Source organism: Actinomadura sp. KC06, assembly GCF_004348735.1.
In the GTDB taxonomy this organism is placed as follows: Bacteria; Actinomycetota; Actinomycetes; order Streptosporangiales; family Streptosporangiaceae; genus Spirillospora.
The window spans coordinates 1-4,953 of sequence record NZ_SMKT01000306.1 but is presented as its reverse complement, the minus strand read 5'-3'; the positions used below and the strand labels follow the sequence as shown (position 1 = coordinate 4,953).

Annotated in this window: 6 protein-coding genes; all 6 read right to left on the bottom strand. The window is 71.3% G+C overall.

All coding sequences use genetic code 11. The features are described from left to right. Positions 1-493, bottom strand: a 493-nt coding sequence (locus tag E1287_RS42045; protein WP_131971531.1) for a DoxX family protein, incomplete at its 3' end; no start/stop codon positions are given. 139 nt (positions 494-632) lie between these two features. Then, positions 633-1,508 (bottom strand): alpha/beta fold hydrolase, encoded by an 876-nt coding sequence (locus E1287_RS42040; RefSeq protein WP_131971529.1) that lies wholly within the window; start codon positions 1,506-1,508, stop codon positions 633-635. Further along, positions 1,505-2,359 (bottom strand): alpha/beta fold hydrolase, encoded by an 855-nt coding sequence (locus E1287_RS42035; RefSeq protein ID WP_165969455.1) that lies wholly within the window; start codon positions 2,357-2,359, stop codon positions 1,505-1,507. Before E1287_RS42035 ends, E1287_RS42040 begins: the two co-directional genes overlap by 4 nt. After that, positions 2,356-3,099: a dienelactone hydrolase family protein gene (locus E1287_RS42030; protein WP_131971525.1), complete on the bottom strand. Its 744-nt coding sequence runs from the start codon at positions 3,097-3,099 to the stop codon at positions 2,356-2,358. Before E1287_RS42030 ends, E1287_RS42035 begins: the two co-directional genes overlap by 4 nt. 15 nt (positions 3,100-3,114) lie before the next feature. Further along, complete coding sequence (locus tag E1287_RS42025; protein WP_207934793.1) at positions 3,115-3,930, bottom strand: IclR family transcriptional regulator; 816 nt, start codon at positions 3,928-3,930, stop codon at positions 3,115-3,117. A gap of 7 nt (positions 3,931-3,937) precedes the next feature. Further along, complete coding sequence (locus E1287_RS42020) at positions 3,938-4,924, bottom strand: sugar ABC transporter substrate-binding protein (protein ID WP_131971521.1); 987 nt, start codon at positions 4,922-4,924, stop codon at positions 3,938-3,940. Positions 4,925-4,953 lie beyond the last annotated feature (29 nt).

Below are 4,953 nucleotides of genomic sequence, written 5' to 3'. Positions count from 1 at the left end.
ATAAGAGACAGGCCCAGGGGCGGCCGAAGCCGAGGGTGGATCCGGCGTCGGTGAGTGCGAGGGCGATCAGCATCGCGGCGTAGATCCAGTGCATGTCCATGAAGGGGTTGGTGTCGGGCCACAGGGACGCCGCCCACAGCATGAACATCAGGATCGTGCCGCCGATCGCGGCCAGGCGGAGGCAGATTCCGAGGATGAGGGCGACGCCGAGGCCGCCGAGGCCGAACATGAAGAGGGCGTCGACCCAGACCTGTCCGGCCATCGAGTGGAAGATCTCCTTGAACGGGCCGTCGGTCCGGCTGAGGAAGCCTTTGGACGGGGACGTGCCTGACAGCCAGCCGCTCTCGGTGCCCTTGCCGAGACCGAAGAGCTTGTCGATGAAGGCCCAGAGGAAGATCCAGCCGAGGAAGAGGCGGCCGATGGCGAGGGCGTAGCGGGCCGGATGCTCGGCCGCCAGGGAAGGCGAGGGCCGCAGGCGGGTGTCGAGGGACATGGCGGTTCCTTGGGGGTGGGAGACCAGAACGAGCCAATCGATAGGTAAGTTTCCTATCAGTTGATGGCCGGTTCAAGTAGACCAGTTCGTCTTTCGCTCCGACCCCGTCCCGCAGCAGGGGTGCGCGGGAGTTCAGGGCTCAGCCTGCGTCGGTGGTGAGGAAGTCGCCGATGATGCGGTTGAACTGGTCGGGTTGCTCGAACATGGGCCAGTGGCCGGCGCCGGTGATCATCTCGAAACGGGCGCGGGGCATGATCTTCGATGCGCGGCGGCCGACCTCGGCGGGGGTGGTGGGGTTGTGGTCGGTCCAGACGATCAGGGTCTCGTTGCCGATGGCGGCGAGGTCGTCCTCGCCGAGCATGTGCGTCCGGTTGGCTTCGCCTGGCTGTTCGGAGACCAGTTTGGCGAGGGCCTCCTCGGCGCCGGGGAGGGTGTAGTAGCGGTAGCGGCATTCGACGAGTTCGTCGGTCACTGTGGCCGGGTCGGCCATGAGCCATTCGAGCCTCGCACGCACGCTCTCGCGGGTCGGTGCGCCGGCGGCCTTGGCGGTGACCGTCTTGACCTGGTTGTGGACGCGTTCGCTCTCCGCCGCGCTCTTCTCGTCCGACAGCAGCAGGCCCGCGCCGGTCACCGAGGCGATCTTGCCGACCCGGTCCGGGTGCTTCAACGCGGTGAACAGGGCGGTCCAGCCGCCGAGGGACTGGCCGACCAGGTGCGCGCGTTCGGCTCCGATGGCGTCGAGGAAGCCGATCAGGTGCTCGGTGAAGACGGGGGCGTGGTAGGTGACGTCGGTGGGGCGCGCGGTGAGGCCGTGGCCGAGCGCGTCGATGGCGTAGACGCGCAGGCCGCGCTGGGACAGCGGGACGATGTTGCGCAGGAACGCCTCGGCGTGGCCCGTCAGGCCGCCCATGAGGATGACCGCGTCGCCGTCTCCGGCCTCGATGGAGCGGGTGCGCCAGCCGGCGGCGTCGCGGAAGCGGGTCTCGGTGCCGAGGGAGTCGGTCCAGAGGGTCATGAGGGGTTCTCCTTGTCGAGGAAGTCGATGAGGGCGGGGTTGACGAGGTCGGGGCGCTCGTACTGCGGCCACTGCTTGGCCTGGGGGACGGTCAGGAGGCGGGCGTTCGGGACCGCGCGGACCGCCGCCTCGACGACGGCCGCGGGCGTGTGGCCGTGCTCGCCTCGGATGATGAGGACTGGCATCGTCAGGGTGGAGAGCCGTCGCGGGGTAAGGAGCGACGGCGTGTTGTCGGCGGCCCGTACCAGGCGGTGCACGCGCCGGGCCTCCTCGGGCCGGTACAGCGCGGTCCGGACCTGGACGAGCTCGGCATCGACCCCGGCGGGGTCGGCGAGGAGTCCGGCGAGCCGGGTCCGGACGGCCTCGGGGGTGGGTTCGGTGTAGGCCCGGCCGCCGCGTTCGTAGGCCGCCTTCACCGTGGGGTCGGCGAGCCGTTCGGCCTCGGGCTGGAGACCGGCGGGTTCGATGAGGGCGAGACGCCGTACCCGCTCCGGGGCGCGCGACGCAGCCAGCGCAGCGGCCCAGCTGCCGAGGGATTGGCCGACGAGGTCGGCGGCGGCCAGGCCGAGCGAGTCCAGGACGGCCAGGACGTGATCGGTCAGCGCCTCCACCGTGTAGGAGCCGGACGGCGACCGGCCGGTGAGCCCGTGGCCGAGCAGGTCGAAGGCGATCGCGCGGCGTCCCGCCGTCGCGAGCGCGGGGAGGTTGCGCGCGAAGGTCTCCAGGTGGCCGCCCCGCCCGTGCAGCAGGACGACCGGGTCCCCCGAGCCGAGTTCGGCGACGCGCGTCGGCACGCCCGCCGCGGTGACGTGCCGGATCTGGGCGCCGAGCAGGTCGGTCCACAGGCTCACAGGTGCTTCCTCAGGAAGGCGAGGGTGCGCTCCCAGGTGAGGCGGGCGGCCTCGGGATGGTGGTTGGGGTGCGTGTCGTCGTGGTAGGCGTGTCCGGCGCCGTCATAGACGTGGACCTCGGTCTCCTGGCCGGATTTTCCGAGGGCGTCACTGAGGCGCGCGACCTGGTCCAGCGGGATGACCTCGTCCGCGCCGCCGAAGTGGGCCTGGACGGGGCAGCGGACGCCGCCGGCGATGTCGATGCGGGAGCGGACCCGGCCGGTGGGGCTGTAGGACGGCGGCAGTTCGGGCAGTCCGTAGAGCGGAACGGCGCAGGCCAGCCGGTCGGTCCGGGCCGCCCAGGCGATCGCGAGGCCGCCGCCGAGGCAGAACCCGACGACGGCGGCGCGGGCGGCGTCGACGTCGCCGCGTCCGGCCAGGTGGTCCAGGCCCGCTTCCAGGTCGGGCAGCGCCTGCTCGTCGCGGGCGGCGAGGAAGGCCTTGGCGCGGCGCTCCTCGGGGGTCGTGTAGTCCTGCGGGGGGCGGCCCCCGATCCTGCTGTACAGGTCGACCGTCAGGCACGCGAAGCCCTCGTCGGCGAAGAGTTCGGTGACCCGCTGGCGATGGGCGGTGACACCGAGGTTCTCGTGCGCCATGACGATCACCGGCGGCGGCCCGTCGGAGCGGTGGGTGGGCAGGGCCAGATAGCCGCGGATCTCATCGGAACCGGCGGGGAAGGTCGTCCATGCGGCTTCGTTCATGCTGGTGTCTCCGGGTCAGCCCGCGCGTGGCGGGGAGGGCGGATGCGCGGCCGCGGTCCGGCCGAGCAGGTGCTTGATGTGGTTGCCGAGGGCTTCGAGCCGCTGGCGCGGCATGCGGGTGATCCGTCCGCAGACCGCGATCGCGCCGGCGGGACGGCCGCCGACCATCACCGGGACGGCGACCCCGGCGATGCCCGCGATGAACTCGCCGATCTCGACGGCGTAGCCGTACCGCCGGGTGGTCTCCAGTTCGCGGCGGAGCGCGTCGGGGTCGGTGATGCTGGCCGGGGTGCGCTGCGCCAGCGGCAGCCGCGTGACGATCTCCTCGCTCTCCTCCCTCGGCAGGGCGCTGAGGATGGCGCGGCTGATGCAGCCGGTGCCCAGCGTCGAGCGGCGGCCGAGTGGCGACAGCGACTCGGGCGAGTGCGGCGCCTCCCGTTTGCCGGTGATGAGCAGCGACCTGTCCTGCCAGTCGATCTCGGCGATCAGGACGGTCTCGCCCGTCGAGCGGATCAGCTCCTCGGCGACGCCCTGCGTCAGGTGGGACAGGGCGTTCGTCGTCGAGACCAGGCTGCCCAGCTCCAGCAGCCGGTTGCCCAGGACGTAGGCGCCGTCGGCCTCCTGGCGGAGGAACCCGCGCTCGACCAGGGTCACCGCGATGCGGTGGGTGCTGGTCTTCGGCACCCCGGCGGCCTCGGCCAGCTCGGTGAGCTGGAAGCGGGGGTGCGCCGCGCTGAAGGCGCTCAGCACGTCCAGGGCACGGTCGACGGAGCGTACTCCGCGGCGGCGCGCCGGGTCGTCGGCGGGAACGGAGCCAGCAGAATCGTGCACGGTGACCTCACGAGCAGTAGGGCGGTGCCTTGCTCGCATTGTCGCTGGTCACAACCACATCGGGCACGGTGGCGATCTTCTGGACGCCCTTCGTGCCGCGCAGCAGGCCGACGACGTTGTCCACGGCCATCTCGCCGACGCTCTTGGGGGTGTTGCTGACGGTGACCGCGAACTCCCCGTCCTTGACGGCCTTGACGCCGGCCGCGCTGCCGCCGTTGGTGAGGATCTTAATGTCGTCCCGCCCGGCGGCCTTGAAGGCGGCGAGCGCGCCGAGGGCCATGTCCTCGTTGTGGACGAAGACGTAGGCGACCTTCGGCCGGGCCTGCAGGAGGTTCTCGGCGACGTCCTGGGCCTTGGCCCGCTGCCAGAACGCGGGCTGGTCGAAGACGACCTTGGCGTCGCCGCCGAGGCTCTGCTTGAACGCGTCGTTCATCAGGTCGGCGGCGGCGCCCGGCGCGCCGCCGATGATGCCGACCTCGACGGGCTTGCCGCCGCTGTCCTCGGCGAGCCAGGCGCCGAGATCGCGGCCGACCTTCTTCACGTCGGTGACGACCGCGCCGAGGATCTTGGTCTGGTCCACGGACGCGACGGAGGTCAGGAAGATCGGGATGCCGGCGCGGTTGGCGCGGCTGATCCCGCCCTCCAGCGAGTCGATGTTGACCGTCTGCACGACGATCGCGTCGACCCGCTTGACGATCATGTCGTCGATGTTGGACAGCTCCTTGGCCGGGTCCATCGCCGAGTTCGCGGTCAAGACCTTCACTCCTGCGCGGCCCGCGCGCGCCTGCAGGGCGTTCTGGAGGCAGGTGTGGAACTCGATGGTGTTGCCGTTGACGAAGCCGATCGTCAACTGCTTGTCCGATGGGACGGGCGCGGCGGCTTTGCCCTTTCCGTCGTCCACGCTGCAGCCCGACAGCGCGAGGCCGGCGGCGAGGGCGAGTGCCGTGGCTCTTGTGCGGGTGTCTTTCCGGACGGTGCCCAGGCTGGCGATCATCGTGATTCCTCCGGGTCGGGGTGGTTGGG